Raw genomic sequence first — 18,820 nt, forward strand, 5'->3', positions numbered from 1 at the left:
AGGGGGCGCAATGTCACTTTCATCACCGGGCGTACATCTGTTTTATCACTCACGCTGGCAGGGTACTCGCGTGCTTGATGAGCTGTGCTGGGGACTGGAAGAGCAAGGCGTTCCCTGCCGGGCAATCTGTTGCGACGATCATGACTGCGCGCTGGCTCTCGGCAAACTGGCGGCCAAAAGTTCGGCGCTGCGCGTGGGTCTCGGTCTCAACGCCACCGGAGATATTGCCTTAACCCATGCCCAGTTGCCCGAGGATCGGGCGCTGGTCTGCGGGCATACCCGCGCCGGGACAGCACAGATCCGCACGCTCGGCGCCAATGCCGGTCAACTGGTTAAAGTTCTTCCCTTCAGCGAGATAAAATAAATGTACCGCATCTATACCCGAACCGGCGATAACGGCACGACCGCGCTGTTTGGCGGCAGCCGTATCGATAAAGACGACATCCGCGTTGAGGCCTACGGCACGGTGGATGAACTGATTTCCCAGCTTGGCGTCTGCTATGCCAGCACGCGCCAGGCCGAGCTACGCCAGGAACTGCACGCTATGCAGAAGATGCTGTTCGTACTGGGGGCGGAACTCGCCAGCGATCAGAAAGGCCTCACACGCTTAAAACAGCGTATTGGCGAAGAGGATATTCAGGCGCTGGAGCAGCTTATTGACCGCAATATGGCGCAAAGCGGCCCGCTCAAAGAGTTTGTTATTCCGGGGAAAAATCTGGCATCGGCACAGCTGCACGTTGCGCGAACCCTGACGCGTCGGCTGGAGCGGCTCCTCATCGCGATGGGCAGAACGCTGACGTTACGCGATGAGGCCAGGCGTTATATCAACCGGCTGTCGGATGCGCTGTTCTCGATGGCCAGAATCGAAGAAACTACTCCAGATGTTTGCGCTTAAACTGGCTGGCATCAATGTCGTACTGCTTCATCTTACGCCACAAGGTGGTGCGACCAATATTCAGCAGTTGCGACATTTCCTGAACACGCCCACTGGTCACGCGGGCGGCATGGATAATCGCCTCTTTCTCGATGGCGGTAAAGGTCAGGCTGGCGGGCAGCAGTGAAGATGCCGTCTCCAGACCAGGGCGTTCGGCAAACAGATAATCCGGCAGATTGCTCAGCCGAATATGGCCGTTATCACTGCTGATGGCGATATTTTCAATAATGCTGTTCAGCTCAAAATCATTACCCGGCCACGAATAGGCCACCAGTTGTGCCAACGCGTCGTCGTCGATCTTCAGGCTGGATGAAAAGCGTTTTTTCAGGCTATTCAACCGCGTATAAATCAGCGATGGAATACTGTTACGCCGCGCCCGCAGCGGCGGGATTACGATCTCAAAAGAGTGCAGCGCGTAATACAACTGACGGCTAAAGCGGTTTTGCTCCACCAGATTAGCGAGATCAACCGTAGTGGTGGCGATCACTTTGACATCCACCGGAATCAGCCGCCGGGCATCCAGGCGGGTTAAAACCCCCTGCTTGATCACCTGCAGCAGCGCGGATTGTAACTCCGGCGCCAGATATTCAATTTTTTCAAGAAACAGCGTGCCGCCGTTCGCCAGTTCAAGACGGCTCAGCCGACCGTTTTCATCATCAGTAGGCGCACTGCCCATAAAATCCTGCCCCAGTACGCTGTTGGCATACAGCTGGCAGTTCACGGCGATATACGGCCCGCTGGCGCGTTCGCTTTCATTGTGAATGGCCTGACTCAGTAGCTCTTTACCGACGCCCTCTTCCCCGCACAGCAGGATCGGGAAACTTCCCCTCGCCGCCTGACGACCAAAGTGGATCAAACGTCGGGTTTCTGGATCGTCTGTCGACATCTGCTCAAAGGTGTGGCTCACCTTGCCGAGCTGGCTGGTCATCAGCTGACGCATTTGCTCCACCGGATGCAGCAGCAGGATAAAGCTGTTGCCCTGCTCTTCAACAATCGGTTTCAGGGTGATGACGGCATCAACAAACTGGTGCTGGCTTTCAAAGGTGACTTCGACATGATTCAGGCCGCGGGCATGTTTGATCGCCCGACGCAGCAGCATGGGGAGATTGAGCAGGTCGTTAATATTCTTCCCCTGGCTGGCCTGCGCGTCGAGATGCAAAAGCAGAGCCGCGCGCGCATTGAGGAACTGCAATACGCCCTGTTCGTTCCAGGCCATCACGCCATCATCCATACTCTCCAGCAGCCCGTACATCTGGTTCAGATGGCGGTTGGATTCAGCCAGCAGGCTGTCAGTCAGCAATGAGTTGCCGACTTCTCTGGCAATCGCCAGCGTCAGGGATAAATCAGAAACGCACTCATGCTCTACCAGACAGCACAGCGAGATGGAGCCAAACAGTCGACCATGGTTATCGAATACTGGCGTAGAGCAGAACGACCACGGATGCAACGCCTGTTTAAAGTGCTGATCGCCAGAGGTTTTTGTCGGTTGCCCCGGCATCGTCGCCAGCGACAACGCGCAGCTGCCAATAATGCTTTCCGCACAGTAACTGCCGTCGCGAAAACCGAGCTCCGCCAGTTGCTCCACCGTCTGCGGATCGCCGCAACGGCTGAGAATACAGGCCGATTCATCCAGAATTAACAGCGCGCACGGACGGCCGTCCATAAACTCCCAGGCATCTTCCAGCGCGGCCTGAGCAATCGTCAGCAGCGCCGTTTTGCGACGACAGATCGACTCAAAGGTCAGGCCCTGCGCCTGATGCGGCGCCTGCCAGGTTTCCCGCTGCATAAACTTGCTGCAACGATGCCATGACTGGGCAATGACCGAAGAGACTTCCTTCCCAATGTCCTGAGTGTGCGTCGTCATATCCCTTTCCGCTGTTTTACCATAGACAACCCCTCCGGCAGAGACTGTCAGAGGGGGGAGAAGATGCCGGATAAAAACTTACCGACGACTGATTAACGCGCCAGCCACTGCTGTCCCAGCAGGTCTGCCGTCAGTATCGCGGCATGTACGCTCTCAGGCGTCACCGGGAACGGCATATTGTGGATGGTTTCACCTTCTGCGCAGGTCGCTTTGGCTACGGCCATGATCTTGCCGTCAATGTCGTCTTTCACGCCCATTTCCGCTAACGTTACCGGCAGGCCTACTTTCTGACAGAAATTCAGCACGGTTTCGATCTCTTCCATCGGGCTGTTTTGCAGCACCAGCTGCGCCAGCGTACCAAAGGCGACTTTTTCACCGTGGTACAAATGGTGGCACTCTTCCAGAATCGTAAAACCGTTGTGGATAGCATGCGCCCCTGCAAGACCGCTGCTTTCAAAGCCGATGCCGCTGAGGTAAGTGTTCGCTTCGACAATACGCTCCAGCGCATCAGTCACCACGCCAGCCTGCGCGGCAAAGCGTGCCTTTTCGCCTTCCGCCAGCAGGGTATCATAGCACAGGCGCGCCAGGCTCAGCGCCGCTACGGTGGACTGTCCGCCCGCCATGCTGGTCGCTCTGGCGTCATAACAGGCTTTCGCTTCAAACCAGGTTGAGAGCGCATCGCCCATCCCGGCCACCAGCAGGCGTACCGGCGCTTTGGCAATGATTGCGGTGTCCATAACCACCATATCCGGGTTTTTCGGGTAGATCAGATACTCTTCAAACTCACCGGCTTCGGTATAGATGACCGACAGCGCGCTGGTTGGCGCATCGGTAGAGGCGATAGTCGGGATCACCACCACCGGTAGCTTCTGGTAGTAACCAATCGCTTTGGCGGTATCCAGCGTTTTCCCGCCGCCAATCCCAACCACGCCGCGGCAACCATGCTGTTTCAGAATGGCAATCAGGCGATTAATTTCAATATGGCTGCATTCACCGTTGAAGCGTTCCGCGTGGCAGCTAATGTCGTGGCTGTGCAGGCCATTGAGTACCTTCTCTCCCGCCAGCTTCATCACGAAGTCATCCGCAATCACGAAAAAGCTGTCCGCCAGATTTTTAGCGTATTGACCAAACAAGGTGGAAGCGTCAGGGCCCTGGAGATATTTGGCTGGAGATTGAATAACTTTTAGCATTCCTTTCATCCTCAAATAAGTACATGTTTTTACATGGTGAGCCCTGGCGTTAACCTGTTTGGCCTGTTGCTGTCGGCAAAAACAGGAGGTACCGGAGCGATGCAATAACTGTATGGCGAGGCGTGAACAAAAAAATCTTTCGTCATTTTGTTCTGATATGAAACAGATAAAAACGACGCACGTTCCATTCTGGAACACTTATCCACAAAAATGATAAGGTTTGCGATCCCGATCCGTTCATTTACCCCCAAATCTCCAGCAAACACGAAGCTCAGTTCCTCTTTTACTCATGCAGTTATATTAAAACCGGCAAAAAAAGGCTGGCTGCGCCGTATGAGCGGCGCTGATCGCAGGAGAAAAAAGTCGAGCGAGCTCGCATTATGATCATTCCCCGCCTTTTCAAGTTTCATTTCGGAACAAAAAACAACGTCAGCGTTCCGTAATGAAACTCATTTTAGCGTTGTTTTTTTCCACGCTGACTTCGCCAGAATCTCTTCATTGCCTCCGCACCATGATCCTACATTCGGGGGTTTGTCTTTCACTCAACCTCGAGGAGCCGTTATGTCTCAATTCTTTTTTAACCAACGCACCCATCTCGTGAGCGACGTCATCGACGGGGCGATTATCGCCAGCCCATGGAATAACCTGGCGCGTCTGGAAAGCGATCCGGCCATTCGCATCGTGGTCCGTCGTGACCTTAATAAAAATAACGTAGCGGTCATTTCCGGCGGCGGTTCGGGACACGAACCCGCGCACGTTGGGTTTATCGGTAAAGGCATGCTAACCGCTGCGGTCTGCGGCGATGTTTTCGCCTCCCCGAGCGTGGATGCAGTACTGACCGCTATTCAGGCGGTGACCGGTGAGGCTGGCTGTTTGTTGATTGTGAAAAACTACACCGGTGACCGTCTTAATTTCGGTCTCGCCGCCGAGAAGGCGCGTCGCCTTGGCTATAACGTTGAAATGCTGATTGTCGGCGACGACATCTCCCTGCCGGATAACAAACACCCACGTGGCATTGCGGGAACTATCCTGGTGCATAAAATCGCAGGCTATTTTGCCGAACGCGGCTATAACCTCGCCACCGTTCTGCGTGAAGCGCAGTACGCAGCCAGCAACACCTTTAGCCTGGGCGTAGCCCTTTCCAGCTGTCATCTGCCGCAAGAAACCAACGCAGCCCCTCGTCATCATCCGGGTCATGCGGAGCTGGGTATGGGCATTCACGGCGAACCAGGCGCATCGGTTATCGACACCCAAAACAGTGCGCAAGTGGTGAACCTGATGGTGGATAAACTGCTGGCCGCCCTGCCTGAAACCGGTCGTCTGGCGGTGATGATTAATAACCTTGGCGGCGTTTCCGTGGCCGAAATGGCCATCATCACCCGCGAACTCGCCAGCAGCCCGCTGCACTCGCGTATCGACTGGCTAATTGGCCCGGCCTCGCTGGTCACTGCGCTGGATATGAAAGGCTTCTCACTGACGGCCATCGTGCTGGAAGAGAGCATCGAAAAAGCACTGCTCACCGAAGTGGAAACCAGCAACTGGCCGACGCCGGTCCCACCGCGTGAAATCAGCTGCGTAGCGTCATCTCAGCGTAGCGCCCGCGTGGAATTCCAGCCTTCGGCAAACGTCCTGGTGGCCGGGGTTGTGGAGCTGGTCACCGCAACCCTTTCCGATCTGGAGACTCATCTGAATGCGCTGGACGCCAAAGTCGGCGATGGCGATACCGGTTCGACCTTTGCCGCCGGCGCGCGTGAAATTGCCAGCCTGCTGCATCGCCAGCAGCTGCCGCTGGATAACCTTGCCACGCTGTTCGCGCTGATTGGCGAACGTCTGACCGTGGTGATGGGCGGTTCCAGCGGTGTGCTGATGTCAATCTTCTTTACCGCCGCCGGGCAGAAACTGGAACAGGGCACTAACGTTGTCGAAGCGCTAAATACGGGGCTGGCGCAGATGAAGTTCTACGGCGGCGCAGACGAAGGCGATCGCACGATGATTGATGCGCTGCAACCGGCCCTGACTTCGCTGCTCACACAGCCGAAAAATCTGCAGGCCGCATTCGACGCCGCGCAAGCGGGAGCCGAACGAACCTGTTTGTCGAGCAAAGCCAATGCGGGTCGCGCATCGTATCTGAGCAGCGAAAGCCTGCTCGGAAACATGGACCCCGGCGCGCACGCCGTAGCGATGGTGTTTAAAGCGCTAGCGAAGAGTGAGCTGGGCTAAGATGTAACAAGGAGCGCTTCTCAGGTATTTACTGCCTGATGGCGCTTCGCTTATCAGGCAGAACGTTAACGATACACGCGGATCCCACCCTCTACGCCGCGACTAAACAGCACCTGCCAAAGTTCAATATCTCTGGCGCGGAAAGCCCCGGCGCAGGCGCATAAATAGTAGTTAAACATTCTTCTGAAGGTGTCGGAATAACGTGATGACAGCTCCGGCCATGCTTGATTAAAGCGCTCGTGCCACGCCATTAGCGTTTTATCGTAATCGCTGCCAAAGTTATGCCAGTCTTCCATCACAAACCGTGATTCGCTGGCTTCGGCAATATGGGAGATCGCCGGTAAGCAGCCGTTCGGGAAAATGTATTTATTGATCCACGGATCGACGCTCATCCCTTTTTTATTGCTACCAATGGTATGTAGCAGGAACAGTCCGTCCGGTTTTAAACAACGGTCGGCGATGCTGAAATAAGTGTCGTAGTTTTTTGGCCCGACATGTTCAAACATCCCCACCGAGACAATGCGATCGTAGTGTTTATCGAGGTCGCGATAATCCTGCAGCAGAATCTTAACGTCCAGTCCTTCACAGCGCTGCTGCGCCATTTTTTGCTGCTCTTTAGAAATGGTGACGCCTTCCACCGCCACGCCATAATGACGCGCCGCATATTCCGCCAGCCCACCCCAGCCACAACCAATATCGAGTAAACGCATACCCGGTTTAAGTTGTAGCTTCTCACAGATCATTTTTAATTTAGCATTTTGCGCATCGTCTAATGTGGTCGCATCTTTCCAGTAAGCGCAGGAATATTGCATATGCGGATCAAGCATCAGCGCAAAGAGATCGTTACCAATATCATAATGTTCTTTGCCAACAATCCACGCGCGGCTCCGCGACTGCAAATTAAACAGGCGTGCGCTGGCAATACGTAAAATGTCTTTCAGGTTACCCGGCATCTGCTGGTCAAGTTTTGCTTTCAGGATTTTGCAGAACAGAATATCGAGCCGCTCGCAGTCCCACCAGCCTTTCATATAGCTTTCGCCAAGCCCTAACGAGCCTTGTTGCAGTACCCGTTTAAAGAAACCGGCATGATGAAGTTGAATGTCCCAGGCACGGGAGCCATTAATCCTGATATCCGCTTGCGAAAGCAGCTCTTTTCCCATTCGGGTCCAGTTATCATTTGTTTCATTGACGATGACAGCATCTGAACAAAGCGAGTTCATGGTATTTACCAAAGGTGGGCTAAAAATTCTTACGCAAGATTATTATGGAAAAAAGAGTGTATGTATTATGATCCGCGGACAAGATCTATCGAGCAGCGGACACACCATCGGGAGCATTGACGATTTATTTATGGAAACTCTCGTGCAAAAACAGTGGAACTCCTTCCCGGATAACTCCATGACGGAACTGCCGCAGGATGTTTACTTTCGCTCGTATGTCCTGGAAGCCAATCATCATGTTCCACAGCATTCACACTCTTTTATGCAGTTTCATTTCGCCCGCAAAGGCAGTATGCGTATTGATGTTGCCGGCAAGTGCTGGATAATCCCGGCGCATTATGGCATCTGGATCCCAAATCATACGGAGCATGCGGTTTGGGCATTAGATGATGTGCATTTAGAGAATCTGGATATTAAACCGAGCTTTCTTGAAGAGAGCATCAATGAATGTAAAGTGGTGGCTATCAGTGATTTCGCCAGAGAGTTTATTCATTACGCCACGAATTTAATTTCGGGCCATTATGATAGCCAGTCAAAAGAGGGCAAGCTGGTTAGCGTCCTGGTCGACATTATTCTGCAGCTTCCGGAAGTCGCTTTTGTATTACCCTGGCCGCAGGATCGCGAATTAACTAAAGTTTGTCGAACAATACAAGAATCCCCGGCGTTGGAGCATTCGGTTGAATACTGGGCGCAGCATCTGGGTATGTCTGCCCGTACCTTTTCACGCCATTTCAAAAAAGAAACCGGATTGCCTTTCAGCGTCTGGAAGCAAAAAATGCGTATTCTGGAATCCGTATTAATGCTGAAGAAAAATAAAAGCGTGACCGCCGTGGCGCTCGACGTAGGGTATTCAAGCACCGCGGCATTTAGCTACGCATTCCGCCAGGCGTTTGGCGTGCCGCCATCTAATTACTGATTAACGACGCTGATGCCAGTAAGCCGCTGCGCGAACAAGTTGCTGATCGAACGCCTCGGTTTCAAAGCGAGCACTCAGGTTTTTGACCACCTTACCTTCGCCGGTAATCCAGATGTAATAATCATCTGCAGGTACGCTTAGCTGCGATAAGTGTTCATTCACCGCCTGTTCGTCATGGCCGATAAACCACTGAATAGTAAATCCGTCGAGATGGGCAAAATAGTCCTGGTACGCGGCATCCTGCACACTTACCAGCGCCGTGACGTTCGGACGTACCGCTAAACGGCTGAGCGACTCCAGGCGTCGGCGCAGCGCAGGCATTCCCGATTCATCACACACGTAAAGCTGATACGCGTAGTCTTCTGGCACCACCAAAGAACCGCGCGGTCCGCCTACCGTCAGCTTGTCACCCTCGCGGGCATTCATCGCCCACGTACTTGCCACGCCACCGTCATGAATATAGAAATCCAGTGCCAGCTCATGGCGTGCTTCGTCATACAACGGCGTGTAATCACGGGATATCGGACGCACGCCGTCAGCCCAGACAATACCTTCATCGGTGACAACCGGCGGCACAAAGTGGCTGCCCGGTTCAGGGAAAAAGACCTTGGTATGGTCGTCAAAGCCGTGTGAGCTAAAACCATCCAGAGCGTCACCGCCCAGTACAATGCGCTGAAAGCCCGCGCTAATACGTTCGACGCGCAGGACGGTAAGTTCCCGAAAACGCAGTTCATTGCGAACGCGCTGCGGGTAGCGTGAGGTGTTTTTTGTCATTTTTTCGCCTTCGGAAGATAATACGATATATCTAAATTAATTTTTAAATGATAATGATTGCTAATCAGAAAGATTGCAAGCACTTTTTTGATATAGTCGCCTTCTGACTAAACGGTTAACACACACCTTTAAAAAAAGATAAAAATCATAAAGTTAAATAAAAAATATTTTATAGCCTTGCGCAAAAATGATATTTAGATATAAATTAGATATATCTAAAACACATCAGGAGACGATGATGCAAAACCATCATGAAGGTTGCTGCAAGCATACAGAGCACCAACACGAAGGCTGCTGCAAGGGTGAAGGACATCACCACGAAGGCCGCCACAACGAACACCATGCAGGTTGCTGCAAAGGTGAAGAACATCGCCATGAAGGCTGCAACAAAGAACATCACCACGAACAGGGTTGTGGACACCGCCACGGTCGCGGCGGCGGTCGTCGCCAGCGCTTCTTCGGTCACGGAGAATTACGCCTGGTCATTCTGGATATCCTGACCCGCGACGCCAGCCACGGCTATGAGCTGATTAAAGCGATTGAAACCCTGACTCAGGGCAACTATACCCCGAGCCCGGGCGTCGTCTATCCGACGCTGGATTTCTTGCAGGATCAAGAGCTGATCACTATCAGCGACGAGGAAGGCGGGCGTAAACAGATTGCGATCACAACCCAGGGCCAGCAGTGGCTGGATGAAAACCGTGAGCATCTGGAACATATCCACGAACGTATTAAAGCCCGCTGCGTGGGTTTTGAATTACGCAAGAACCCGCAGATGAAACGCGCGCTGGAGAACTTCAAAGCCGTGCTGGACCTACGGGTCAATCATGGTGATACCAGCGATGCGCAGATCAAAAAAATCATCGGTATTATCGATCGCGCTGCGCTGGATATTACTCAACTGGATTAATCTACAGAGCAGGCGGAACGCGTTTGCCCTGCGTTCCGCCTTTATCGTTAATATTAATGTAGCACCGTAACCGCATCTTCCAGACGACCAGCGCGATGTTTCACCATCGCGGAAATCTGGGCGCTCTCTTCAACCAGTTCGGCGTTTTTCTGCGTAATGTTGCTTAATTCATTCACTGCGCGAGTCAGGCTCGAAAGACCATCTGACTGTTCCAGCGTTGAGTGACTGATTTGGGCGATCAACTGCGTCACGTTTTGCACCTGCGCCACAATATCATCCATCGTGCGCCCTGCGGCGTGAACCTGGTCGGATCCGGACTGCACCTTATCGGCGCTGGCATCAATCAGCTTGCGGATATCATTGGCTGCACTGGCGCTGCGGCTGGCAAGATGACGCACTTCTCCCGCCACCACGGCGAACCCTTTCCCCTGCTCACCCGCCCGTGCGGCTTCAACAGCGGCGTTCAGGGCCAGAATATTAGTCTGGAAAGCAATATCGTTAATCAGCGTGGTAATGGTGCCGATCCGCTGGGTGCTGTTGGCGATATCGTCCATAGTTTTGATGACGGTATCCATCGCCTCGCCGCCGTGCGTCGCCGCGCTGCTGGCTGCAATGGAGAGCTTGTCGGCCGCGGCGGCGGTCTCTGAGTTTTGCTTCACCGATGCCGCCATCTGATTCATGGTGGTCACCGTTTCCTGCACGTTCTCAACGGTCTGCTGCGTATGCTTGTTTAAATCATCGCTGCCTTTCGCCAGCGTTTCGCTGTCGCTGCGCACACAGCTCACCTGACTGGAGACATCATGGATGAGCCAACGGCACATTAGCCCCAGTTGCCCAACCGCTCGCAGCATCAGGCCCAGTTCATCACTGCGGTTAAGATGCGACACGCTGTTTCGTTCACCGGTCGCCACTTTAAGCGCCTGACGAGCGACATTCTCAATAGGACGCACAATCTGCCATTCGAAAATAGCCGTTCCCAACATCATCACCAGCGCGCTTATCAGCAGTAACGGCCATTCGGCGCCCATTTGCTGTAATGCGGCCGCCAGTACGATAAACATAATTGCCATTACGCTGCGCACTCGCCAGCGAATCGGCAGCGCCGGGAGTTTACCCAGCCAGCCTTTGCGTACCACCAGTCCTTTATGGATACGTCGGTTGCAACGCCCTTCATTCAGCGCTTTATATAAAGGCTCTACCGCCGCAATCTCCTCGTCAGTGGCCCGGGTACGAATCGACATATATCCGGTGACACGACCTTCCCGTACCATCGGCACCGCATTGGCCCTTACCCAGTAGTGATCGCCATTCTTACGCCGGTTTTTCACAATCCCGCTCCATGGCTCGCCCTGTTTCAGGGTGTACCACATATCCGCAAACGCCGCTTTTGGCATATCCGGATGACGAACCAGATTGTGCGGCTTATCGAGCAATTCATTCAGTTGATAGCCACTGACCTGGACAAAAGTATCGTTCGCGTGGGTGATATAGCTTTGTAAATCGGTGGTCGACATGAGGGTGATATCATCATCCAGCGGTGTATTTTGCTGACTAACGTAGGGATGAGAAGACATGATTGCGTCCTGTGCAGGTTATCTGGTTGTTAACTCTTTCGGCTTATGTTATTTCGGCGATAATTTTTTTATCTTTAGTTGTTAAATTTGATTTAGATCGCAATTTGCGATTAAACCTCAAAATCTGTACGCATTCTAATCCATTGATTTAAAATACTTTCATTCAGTAACTATTCAACTGCACTTCTACCAACGCACCGTCACAGTGCAAACATTGCTCACTTTTAGCGCAGAAAAGTGCTTTTCCGATCTGTTTTCGCGGTCTTAACCTGGACAAAATGCCAGCAAATGTTAAACATCAGCATTAAATGTTGCGTGAATGAGATGTTTCCTGGTGTTTATCCCGATTTTTGCTAAGCGCGCCGGAATGGCGCAATCACTGCAATACTTAAATCAGTATCATGTGATACGCGAGCTCCGGGAGCATATTTTGAACAGGTTACCTTCCAGCGCATCGGCCCTGGCCTGCAGCGCACACGCACTGAATCTCATCGAAAAGCGCACGCTTGATCATGAGGAAATGAAATCATTAAACCGAGAGGTGATTGAATACTTCAAGGAGCATGTCAATCCGGGGTTCTTAGAGTATCGAAAATCTGTAACTGCAGGCGGGGATTACGGAGCCGTAGAGTGGCAAGCGGGAAGCCTGAATACGCTTGTCGACACCCAGGGGCAGGAGTTCGTCGATTGCCTGGGTGGATTTGGAATTTTCAACGTGGGGCACCGTAATCCAGTCGTGGTTTCCGCCGTACAGAGTCAACTCGCGAAACAACCTCTGCACAGCCAGGAGCTACTTGACCCTCTGCGGGCCATGCTGGCAAAAACCCTCGCCGCGCTGGCACCAGGTAAACTGAAATACAGTTTTTTCTGTAACAGCGGGACCGAGTCGGTTGAAGCCGCTCTGAAGCTGGCGAAAGCGTATCAATCGCCGCGCGGTAAATTTACGTTCATTGCCACCAGCGGCGCATTCCACGGCAAATCATTGGGAGCACTGTCCGCCACGGCTAAATCAACCTTCCGCAAACCCTTTATGCCGCTGCTGCCAGGTTTCCGCCATGTACCGTTTGGCGATATTAACGCGATGCGCACCATGCTCAGCGAGTGTAAAAAGACTGGTGACGACGTCGCAGCCGTGATCCTCGAACCTATCCAGGGTGAAGGGGGCGTGATCCTGCCACCGCAAGGGTATTTGCCCGCCGTGCGTAAACTTTGCGATGAGTTTGGCGCGCTGATGATCCTTGATGAAGTACAGACCGGCATGGGTCGTACCGGCAAAATGTTCGCCTGCGAGCACGAAAACGTGCAGCCCGACATTATGTGTCTGGCCAAGGCGCTGGGCGGCGGCGTGATGCCAATTGGCGCAACTATTGCCACTGAAGAGGTGTTTTCCGTTCTGTTCGACAATCCCTTCTTGCATACCACCACGTTTGGCGGCAACCCGCTCGCTTGTGCGGCTGCGTTAGCCACCATTAACGTCCTGCTGGAGCAAAATTTACCGGCTCAGGCGGAGCAGAAAGGCGATATGTTGCTGGATGGTTTCCGCCAGCTTGCGCGGGAGTACCCAGACCTGGTGCATGATGTACGCGGTAAAGGCATGCTGATGGCAATTGAGTTTGTCGATAATGAAATCGGCTACAACTTTGCCAGTGAGATGTTCCGCCAGCGGGTACTGGTTGCCGGCACGCTAAACAATGCAAAGACGATCCGTATCGAACCGCCGTTAACGTTAACGATCGAGCAATGCGATCTGGTATTGCGATCGACGCGCAAAGCCCTGGCAGCATTACGGGTGAGCGTGGAGCAGGTGTAATACAGGTCGGATGGCGCTGCGCATCTCAGGCTTACGGGATCAAATGTAGGTCGGATAAAAGCGTAGCGGCCATCCGGCAATTAGCACAACTTAAACAATCCGCACACCCGCAGGCATAAGGCGTTCTGGCGTCAGCAGCACGCTTTCGCTGCCATCGTCCGTCTCAGCGCAGAGCAACATGCATTCTGACGTTTCCCCGCGCATTTTGGCCTTTTGCAGATTACACAGCACCACCACCGTTTTCCCCATCAGCTCCTCTTCGCTGTAATAAGGCACCAGGCTGGTCACGGTTTGCAGCGTACGCTCTCCCACATCCACCTGCACGATATACAGCTTATCGGCATTGTCATGGCGCTTTACCTGTACGATTTTTCCAACACGTATTTCCATTCGGGCAAAATCAGCAAATGCGACGGTATCCATTGTGTTCTCCTTTGGTAAAATTTTACTAAATACTAGCAAAGTATTTTCTTGGCATGGTTCTCAAAAGCGGGAAAATGACGTAGTCATCACACTCTGAAAGCCCCGTTTTACCCCAGGCATGTCAATTAAACGTACTTTTTTTACTGAAAACAGATGAATAGATAAGCACTTCATTTACAATGCGCAGGTAACTCAGGGAAAAGGCAAACATGGCAACACTTAAAGACATCGCAATCGAAGCTGGCGTGTCCCTGGCGACAGTGTCCCGGGTTTTAAACGATGACCCCACGCTGAATGTAAAAGAAGAGACCAAGCATCGCATTCTGGAGATCGCGGAAAAACTGGAGTACAAAACCAGCAGTGCTCGTAAAAACCAGACCAGCGCGCTCGGCCCCCAGCATATTCTGGCGCTCTACAGCTACCAGCAGGATTTGGAAATCAACGATCCTTACTATCTCGCGATCCGTCACGGAATAGAAACCCAGTGTGAGAAGCTGGGGATCGAACTGACCAACTGCTATGAGCACAGTGGGCTGCCGGAGAGCAAAAACATTACCGGCATTCTTATTGTCGGCAAGCCTTCTCCGACTTTGCGTAATGCGGCAACAGCGCTTACTGACAACATCTGCTTTATCGATTTCCATGAACCCGGCAGCGAATATGACGCCGTCGATATCGATCTGGCCCGCATCAGTAAAGAGAGCATCGACTACTTCATCGCCCAGGGCGTCACTCGCATTGGCTTCATCGGCGGTGAAGACGAACCCGGCAAGGCAGATATCCGTGAAGCCGCGTTTGTCGAATACGGTCGTCTGCAGCAGGTCGTTTCTGAACAGGACATCTATCGCGGCGGTTTCTCCAGTTCATCAGGGTATGAACTGGCAAAAAAAATGCTGGCGAAAGCCGACTATCCCGGTGCCCTGTTTGTGGCTTCAGACTCGATCGCTATTGGCGTTCTGCGCGCCATTCACGAGCGTGGCCTGAACATTCCGCAGGACATTTCGCTGATTAGCGTTAATGATATCCCGACAGCGCGCTTCACCTTTCCTCCGCTTTCCACCGTTCGCATCCATTCAGAAATGATGGGCAGTCAGGGCGTCAACCTGCTGTTTGAGAAAGCCCGCGACGGGCGTGCGCTTCCTCTGCTGGTTTTTGTTCCCAGCAAGCTGAAACTGCGCGGCACCACCCGCTAAAATCCCCAGTAAACACGCCCGGTTTCTTCTGATGCCGGGCGCGCATTGTCATGCATTATTTTCTGCGCCCCCATTATTTTCGTGATCCAGTTAAAGTAAATCACCTCACTCGCTATATTTTAGTAAAACTTTTACTAAAATCACCATCAATTACACTTACTCACCATTACAATGAATGGTTCCGATTTTTCTCCACCGGGAGGCCTTATGAATCGCTGGGAAAACATTCAGCTCACCCACGAAAATCGACTGGCGCCACGCGCATATTTTTTCTCTTATGACTCCGTTGCGCAGGCTCGCTCGTTTGCCCGCGAAACCAGCAGCCTCTTTCAGTTGCTAAGCGGTCAGTGGAATTTTCAGTTCTTTGAGCATCCGCTGCAGGTGCCGGAAATCTTTACGTCGCAGTTTATGAATGACTGGGGCAGCATCACCGTCCCAGGCATGTGGCAGATGGAAGGACACGGCAAACTGCAGTATACCGACGAAGGTTTTCCTTTCCCGATTGATGTCCCCTACGTTCCGACCAATAACCCCACCGGAGCCTACCAGCGCATTTTCTCCCTCAGCGAAGGCTGGCAGGGCAAACAAACGCTGATTAAATTTGATGGCGTAGAAACCTACTTCGAAGTTTACGTGAATGGTCAGTACGTTGGTTTCAGCAAAGGCAGCCGCCTGACGGCTGAATTTGATATCAGCGCGGTGGTGAAGACCGGTGACAACCTGCTGTGCGTTCGCGTAATGCAATGGGCTGATTCCACTTACGTTGAAGACCAGGACATGTGGTGGTCGGCGGGAATTTTCCGCGACGTCTATCTGGTAGGCAAACAGGCGACCCATATTCAGGATTTTACCGTTCGCACCGAGTTCGATGATGACTATCGCGACGCCACCCTCACCTGCGACATTGCGCTGGAAAACCTGGCTGCCACGCCAGCGATGGCGTCGCTCGAATACACCTTGTTTGACGGTGAGCAGGCGCTGCATAGCGGCGTGATTAACAATCTGGCAGTGGATCAACACACCCGCACCGCTTTTAATTTCAAGGTTAGCGCGCCGCAGCAGTGGTCAGCGGAATCGCCGTATCTTTATCATCTGGTGATGACGCTGAAAGATGCCAACGGCAATCTCCTTGAGGTCGTGCCACAGCGGGTCGGATTCCGCGATATCAAAGTTCGCGACGGCCTGTTTTACATCAATAACCGCTACGTGATGCTGCATGGCGTTAACCGCCACGATAACGATCATCTTAAAGGCCGTGCGGTTGGCATGGATCGCGTTGAAAAAGATCTGCTGTTAATGAAGCAGCACAACATCAACTCCGTGCGTACCGCCCATTACCCGAACGATCCGCGCTTCTATGAATTGTGCGATATCTACGGTCTGTTCGTGATGGCCGAAACCGACGTTGAATCTCACGGCTTCGCCAATATCGGCGATATCAGCCGGATAACCGACGATCCGCTGTGGGAAAACGTCTACGTTGAGCGCATCGTGCGCCACATCCATGCACAAAAAAACCACCCGTCGATCGTCATCTGGTCGCTCGGCAACGAATCCGGATACGGCTGTAACATCCGCGCCATGTATCACGCCGCGAAAGCGCTGGATGACACGCGTCTGATCCATTACGAAGAAGATCGTGACGCCGAAGTGGTGGATATCATCTCCACCATGTACACCCGTGTGCCGCTGATGAATGAGTTTGGCGAATATCCACATCCTAAGCCGCGCATCATCTGCGAATATGCTCACGCCATGGGCAACGGTCCCGGCGGGCTGACGGAATATCAGAACGTCTTTTATCAGCATGATTGCATTCAGGGACACTATGTCTGGGAGTGGTGCGATCACGGGATTCAGGCCAAAGATGACGACGGCAACGTCTGGTACAAATATGGCGGCGACTACGGCGACTATCCGAACAACTACAACTTCTGCCTTGATGGCCTGATTTACTCCGATCAAACCCCGGGGCCGGGTCTGCAGGAGTACAAGCAGGTGATTGCGCCAGTAAAAGTACGCGCACAGGATCTGGCTCGCGGCGAGCTACGGGTAGAAAACAAACTGTGGTTTACCACGCTTGACGACTACACCTTGCATATTGAGGTTCGCGCCGAGGGAGATACGCTTTCTGCTCAGCAGATAAAACTGCGCGACGTCCCTCCTGACAGCGATACCCTCGTGCAATGCACACTGCCGGAGCTGGATGCGCGCGAAGCGTTCCTCAACGTCATCGTGACGAAAGATTCCCGCACGTTATACAGCGAATCCGGGCACCACATCGCGACTTATCAGTTCCCGCTGAAGGCCAGAACGGCGGCTGCCGTACCGTTTAGCCTGAAAAACGCTATTCCTCTGACGCTGGAAGACAGCCGCCAGAGCTGCACCATACGCGGTTATAACTTCCATCTGACCTTCTCAAAACTGAACGGTAAGCCCATTAGCTGGACCGTTAACGGTGAGGAGCTGATTACCCGCGAGCCGAAGATTAATTTCTTCAAACCAACCATTGATAACCACAAACAAGAGTTCGAAGGCCTTTGGCAACCAAATCATTTACAGATTATGCAGGAACATCTGCGCGATTTTGCCATTGAGCAAACCGATGACGCGCTGTTGATAACCAGCCAGACGATTATCGCCCCGCCGGTATTTGATTTCGGTATGCGCTGTACCTACCGCTGGCGGATTGCCGCAGACGGTCAGTTGAACGTGGAGCTTTCCGGCCAGCCTTACGGCGAGTACCGGGACATTATTCCGTGCATCGGCTTCACGATGGGCATCAACGGCGATTTGGGGCAGGTGGCGTATTACGGACGTGGTCCCGGTGAAAACTATGCCGATAGCCAGCAGGCCAACATCATCGATATCTGGCGCAGCAGCGTGGATGAGATGTTCGAAAACTATCCGTTCCCGCAAAACAACGGCAATCGTCAGGACGTGCGCTGGGCAACGCTAACCAACCGCCACGGCAACGGTCTGCTGGTGGTTCCGCAGCGCCCTGTCAACCTGAGCGCCTGGCGCTATACGCCAGAAAATATCTTTGCCGCACAGCACTGTAATGCGCTGCAGCGCAGCGATGACATCACCCTGAATCTGGACCACCAGGTGCTGGGCTTAGGCTCCAACTCCTGGGGAAGCGAGGTGCTTGATTCCTGGCGCGTCTGGTTCCGTTCGTTCAGCTACGGCTTCACGTTGTTGCCGGTTTCCGGTAGCGAATCTAGCGCTCAAACCGCCGCCAGCCGCGTCTTTGGTACCGGGTTCTTTTCCACGAATTTGCACAGCGAGAATACAAAATGAGGATCATCGACAACTTAGCGCAGTTCCAACAAATTTACGCATCCGGGAAGAAGTGGCAGCGCTGCGTCGAAGCGATTGAAAATATTGATAATATTCAACCAGGCGTCGCCCACTCTATCGGTGATTCCCTGAGCTATCGCGTGGAGACAGACTCCGCAACCGATGCGCTGTTTACCGGTCATCGTCGTTATTTTGAGATCCATTACTACCTGCAAGGACAGCAAAAAATAGAGTATGCCGCCAAAGAGGATCTCCAGGTGGTTGAATATTATCGCGATGAAACCGATCGCGAATATCTGAAAGGCTGTGGAAAAACTGTAGAAGTGCGCGAAGGACAAATGGTTATTTGTGACAACCATGAAGCCTATCGTTTTATTTGTAATAACGCAGTGAAGAAAGTCGTACTCAAAGTCACCATCGAAGATGGTTATTTTCATAATAAATAAAAACACAGGCGGCGCCGACGTTGCGCCGCCAGTACCCTATAATAAT

The 18,820-nt window shown here is 52.8% G+C and carries 15 protein-coding genes; 9 read left to right on the forward strand and 6 right to left on the reverse strand.

Annotated elements, in window-relative coordinates; translation table 11 throughout:
* Nucleotides 1–10: 10 nt before the first annotated feature.
* A complete protein-coding gene (locus WC7_RS05370) occupies nt 11–364 on the forward strand; it encodes a glycerol dehydratase reactivase beta/small subunit family protein (RefSeq protein ID WP_016154583.1) in 354 nt (117 codons plus the stop codon).
* A complete protein-coding gene (locus WC7_RS05365) occupies nt 365–895 on the forward strand; it encodes a cob(I)yrinic acid a,c-diamide adenosyltransferase (RefSeq protein ID WP_016154584.1) in 531 nt (176 codons plus the stop codon).
* Here the strand turns inward: WC7_RS05365 and dhaR are convergent.
* Both dhaR and WC7_RS05355 read right to left on the reverse strand, forming a co-directional pair.
* Nucleotides 873–2,798, reverse strand: coding sequence for a dihydroxyacetone kinase operon transcriptional regulator DhaR (dhaR, locus tag WC7_RS05360; protein WP_016154585.1), 1,926 nt, complete (start codon nt 2,796–2,798; stop codon nt 873–875). The genes WC7_RS05365 and dhaR overlap by 23 nt on opposite strands.
* A 92-nt stretch (nt 2,799–2,890) precedes the next feature.
* On the reverse strand, nt 2,891–3,988 hold the full coding sequence (locus tag WC7_RS05355) for a glycerol dehydrogenase (RefSeq protein ID WP_016154586.1): 1,098 nt from the start codon (nt 3,986–3,988) through the stop codon (nt 2,891–2,893).
* 561 nt (nt 3,989–4,549) lie between these two features.
* On the opposite strand from WC7_RS05355, the gene WC7_RS05350 reads away from it, so the two are divergent.
* Entirely contained in the window at nt 4,550–6,208 is a 1,659-nt protein-coding gene (locus tag WC7_RS05350; protein WP_016154587.1) for a glycerone kinase, read from the forward strand.
* A gap of 65 nt (nt 6,209–6,273) precedes the next feature.
* On the opposite strand, the gene cfa is transcribed toward WC7_RS05350, so the two are convergent.
* The gene (cfa, locus tag WC7_RS05345) at nt 6,274–7,428 is read right to left on the reverse strand and encodes a cyclopropane fatty acyl phospholipid synthase (protein ID WP_032947179.1); all 1,155 of its coding nucleotides are present in this window, start codon (nt 7,426–7,428) and stop codon (nt 6,274–6,276) included.
* Nucleotides 7,429–7,495: 67 nt separating this feature from the next.
* On the opposite strand from cfa, the gene WC7_RS05340 reads away from it, so the two are divergent.
* Nucleotides 7,496–8,344, forward strand: coding sequence for a helix-turn-helix domain-containing protein (locus WC7_RS05340; protein WP_016154589.1), 849 nt, complete (start codon nt 7,496–7,498; stop codon nt 8,342–8,344).
* Here the strand turns inward: WC7_RS05340 and WC7_RS05335 are convergent, their stop codons facing one another.
* Nucleotides 8,345–9,118, reverse strand: coding sequence for a siderophore-interacting protein (locus WC7_RS05335; RefSeq protein WP_016154590.1), 774 nt, complete (start codon nt 9,116–9,118; stop codon nt 8,345–8,347).
* 235 nt (nt 9,119–9,353) lie between these two features.
* Between WC7_RS05335 and WC7_RS05330 the strand changes: the two genes are divergently transcribed.
* Entirely contained in the window at nt 9,354–10,028 is a 675-nt protein-coding gene (locus tag WC7_RS05330; RefSeq protein WP_161623113.1) for a PadR family transcriptional regulator, read from the forward strand.
* A 53-nt stretch (nt 10,029–10,081) separates the two neighbouring features.
* On the opposite strand, the gene WC7_RS05325 is transcribed toward WC7_RS05330, so the two are convergent.
* A complete protein-coding gene (locus WC7_RS05325) occupies nt 10,082–11,602 on the reverse strand; it encodes a methyl-accepting chemotaxis protein (RefSeq protein WP_016154592.1) in 1,521 nt (506 codons plus the stop codon).
* Between the two features lie 430 nt (nt 11,603–12,032).
* On the opposite strand from WC7_RS05325, the gene ygjG reads away from it, so the two are divergent.
* The gene (ygjG, locus tag WC7_RS05320; RefSeq protein WP_196808011.1) at nt 12,033–13,412 is read left to right on the forward strand and encodes a putrescine aminotransferase; all 1,380 of its coding nucleotides are present in this window, start codon (nt 12,033–12,035) and stop codon (nt 13,410–13,412) included.
* 90 nt (nt 13,413–13,502) lie between these two features.
* Here ygjG and WC7_RS05315 read toward each other — a convergent pair whose 3' ends face one another.
* Nucleotides 13,503–13,835, reverse strand: a complete 333-nt coding sequence (locus WC7_RS05315) for a tRNA-binding protein (RefSeq protein ID WP_016154594.1) — start codon at nt 13,833–13,835, stop codon at nt 13,503–13,505.
* 209 nt (nt 13,836–14,044) lie between these two features.
* On the opposite strand from WC7_RS05315, the gene ebgR reads away from it, so the two are divergent.
* The 3 genes from ebgR to WC7_RS05300 all read left to right on the forward strand — a co-directional run bounded on the left by ebgR (nt 14,045) and on the right by WC7_RS05300 (nt 18,774).
* On the forward strand, nt 14,045–15,028 hold the full coding sequence (ebgR, locus tag WC7_RS05310) for a transcriptional regulator EbgR (protein WP_016154595.1): 984 nt from the start codon (nt 14,045–14,047) through the stop codon (nt 15,026–15,028).
* 207 nt (nt 15,029–15,235) lie between these two features.
* On the forward strand, nt 15,236–18,328 hold the full coding sequence (gene ebgA, locus WC7_RS05305) for a beta-galactosidase subunit alpha (protein ID WP_016154596.1): 3,093 nt from the start codon (nt 15,236–15,238) through the stop codon (nt 18,326–18,328).
* On the forward strand, nt 18,325–18,774 hold the full coding sequence (locus WC7_RS05300) for a beta-galactosidase subunit beta (protein WP_016154597.1): 450 nt from the start codon (nt 18,325–18,327) through the stop codon (nt 18,772–18,774). Before ebgA ends, WC7_RS05300 begins: the two co-directional genes overlap by 4 nt.
* Nucleotides 18,775–18,820 lie beyond the last annotated feature (46 nt).

The sequence above is a fragment of the Citrobacter sp. KTE151 genome, assembly GCF_000398845.1.
Classification (GTDB): domain Bacteria; phylum Pseudomonadota; class Gammaproteobacteria; order Enterobacterales; family Enterobacteriaceae; genus Citrobacter; species Citrobacter braakii.